The organism is Dietzia sp. B44 (genome assembly GCF_014145245.1).
Taxonomy (GTDB): Bacteria; Actinomycetota; Actinomycetes; order Mycobacteriales; family Mycobacteriaceae; genus Dietzia; species Dietzia natronolimnaea.
The window spans coordinates 1-2684 of the sequence record NZ_JAALEF010000444.1 but is presented as its reverse complement, the minus strand read 5'-3'; the positions used below and the strand labels follow the sequence as shown (position 1 = coordinate 2684).

Genomic DNA, 2684 nt, shown 5'->3' with positions numbered 1-2684 from the left:
ACGGCGGTGCGCCGACTCACGGCGGTGCGCCGACGAAAAGACAGTTCCGCACACTCGCTCTCGGGCGATGTGTGGGGAACTGTCTTCTCGATGTGGTGGGGGGTGTAGGGGCTCGGGTCAGCGGCCGGTGCCGGCGTAGACCTGGGCCTCCTCCTCGCCGCCCAGCTCGAACGCGGCGTGCAGGGCGCGGACGCTCTCGGGGAGCTCGTCCTCGCGGACCAGCGCCGAGATGCGGATCTCCGAGGTGGAGATGAGCTCGATGTTGACCCCGGCCTCGGACAGCGACTCGCAGAACGTCGCGGTGACGCCCGGGTGCGACTTCATGCCGGCGCCGACGAGGGAGACCTTGCCGACGTTGTCGTCGTAGAGCACCTGGTCGATCCCGAGGTCGTCCTTGGCCCGCGAGAGCACCTCGACGGCCCTGGCCCCGACCTCACGCGGGCAGGTGAAGGTGATGTCGGTCTTGCCCTCCGCCTTGGAGACGTTCTGCAGGACCATGTCGATGTTGATCTCGGCGTCGGCCACCACGCGGAAGATCTTGGCGGCGTACCCGGGCTGGTCCGGGATTCCGACGACCGTGATCTTGGCCTCCGAGGCGTCGTGAGCGACTCCGGTCAGGACTGCGTCTTCCACGGGGATGTCCTCCACTTTTCCGGCCACGAGCGTGCCCGGGTTGGTCGAATACGACGAGCGCACGCGCAGGGGCACGTGGTACCGGCGGGCGAACTCGACGCTCCGCAGGTTAAGGATCTTCGAACCGACGGCCGCCATCTCCAGCATCTCCTCGTACGAGATGGTGTCGAGCTTGCGGGCGTCGGGGACGATCCGGGGGTCGGCGGTGTAGATGCCGTCGACGTCCGAGTAGATCTCGCAGACGTCGGCACCGAGCGCGGCCGCCATGGCCACCGCGGTGGTGTCCGAACCGCCACGACCCAGGGTCGTGACGTCGCGGGTCTCCCGGGACACGCCCTGGAAGCCCGCGACGAGGGCGATCTTGCCCTGGTCCAGGGCGTCGCGGACCCGCCCCGGGGTGATGTCGATGATCCGGCTGTCGCCGTGCTTGGTGGTGGTGATGATCCCGGCCTGCGAGCCGGTGAACGAGTACGCCTCCATCCCGAACGAACTGATGGCCATGGCCAGCAGGGCGTTGGAGATCCTCTCGCCCGAGGTCAGCAGCATGTCCATCTCGCGCTGCGGGGGCGCCGGGCAGACCTGGTCCGCCAGGTCCAACAACTCGTCGGTCGTGTCCCCCATCGCGGAGGCGACGACGACGACGTCGTTGCCCGCCTTCCTGGTCTCGACGATCCGTTCGGCCACCCGACGGATACGTTCTGCGGACTCCACGGAGGAGCCGCCGTACTTCTGCACTACGAGTGCCACGCGGTCACACCCTTCCGGTGTTGATCGGCTTAAGCAGCCCTACATTACGGGAGGTGTTTACTCATCATCGATGACTGAAACTTGGGTGGCCGTCCTCCTGGCCCTCGCCTCCGCCCTCAGCCAGGCCTTCGGCACCGTGATGCGGCACCGCACGAAGGACCGCGCCGGGGGTCGGCTCGAGGGCCGCTTCGGCGTTCTGGCCAGCAGGTACTGGTGGTCGGGCATGGCGATCAGCCTGGCCGGATTCGCCTTCCAGGGTGGGGCGCTGGCATTCGGCTCGCTCATCCTCGTGCAGACCATCACCGTCCTCTCACTGACCTTCGCGCTCCCCCTCGGAGCGTGGGTGACCGGCCGGCGGGTGACCAAGACCGAACTGTTCTGGGGATACGTCCTGGCGGGATGCGTGGTCGTCCTGGTGATCTACGGGCGACCGACGGGAGGGGACGCGCACCCGCCCTGGTACGAGTGGGCGCTCGCGTGCGCGGGCGGACTCGTGGCCATCGCCGTGCTGCTGCGCCTGTCCCGTAACCGCCGCCGCAACGGCAACCGGGCGCTGCTCCGGGGTGTCGCCGGCGGACTCGCGTTCGCCTACGTCGCGCTGCTCACCAAGGGTGTCGCCGACCGGTGGTACTCGGGCGGGTTGCTCGAGGTGTTCACCACGGGCGAGGTGTACGGACTGGTGGCGGCGGCGGTGATCGCGCTGACGCTGCAGCAGATGTCGTTCTCCGCGGGGGCCGTGCACCAGGCGGTGCCCGCCTCCACCGTCACCACGCCCGTCGTCGCGCTGGGACTGGGCGTGGTGGTCCTGGGCGAGTGGTTCACCGTCGACGGCCCCGAGCTGGCGATTCTCGCCGCGACCCTCGTCCTGATGGTGGTGGCGACCGTGCGCTTGGCCAACAAGGAGGTCGACCAGGAGACGCAGTCGGTCCCGGGCAACGCGGGGGCAGTGGGCCACGGGTGACGCCGGCGCAGTCGGTCCCGGGGTAACGCGGGCGGGGTGGGCCGCGATTCCAGAGCCATGAGGACCCACCCCGAGCGGCAGCGCACGTCGATCCCATCACTTACGCTGAGCCTCATGCGCCTCACCCGCCCCAGCGGCACCTCAAGTAACAGCCGCGCCGCACAGGGCGGCCGTGATTCCCGCCGCGATTCCCGCCGGGGGTCACGCCGCACGTCCCGCCTCGTGGCGACGACGCTCGCCTCGGTCGCCGCGGTCATCGCCCCGCTCGCCGTCTCCGCGCCCACGGCCGGGGCCGTGGTCAACGGCACCCCCTCCGGGCCGGCGCCCTGGGCCGTCCAGATCA

Annotated in this window: 2 protein-coding genes and 1 pseudogene; 2 read left to right on the top strand and 1 reads right to left on the bottom strand. The window is 69.7% G+C overall.

Annotated features, from left to right (window positions below; translation table 11 throughout):
• Positions 1-117 precede the first annotated feature (117 nt).
• Positions 118-1380 carry an aspartate kinase gene (locus G6017_RS13790; protein WP_182617846.1) on the bottom strand — a complete coding sequence of 421 codons (1263 nt, stop codon included), beginning with the start codon at positions 1378-1380 and terminating at the stop codon, positions 118-120.
• A 70-nt stretch (positions 1381-1450) separates the two neighbouring features.
• Here G6017_RS13790 and G6017_RS13785 point away from each other — a divergent pair, with 70 nt between their 5' ends.
• Positions 1451-2341 carry a DMT family transporter gene (locus G6017_RS13785; protein WP_182617845.1) on the top strand — a complete coding sequence of 297 codons (891 nt, stop codon included), beginning with the start codon at positions 1451-1453 and terminating at the stop codon, positions 2339-2341.
• A gap of 114 nt (positions 2342-2455) precedes the next feature.
• Positions 2456-2684, top strand: a pseudogene (locus G6017_RS13780) (hypothetical protein); the annotation flags it as partial.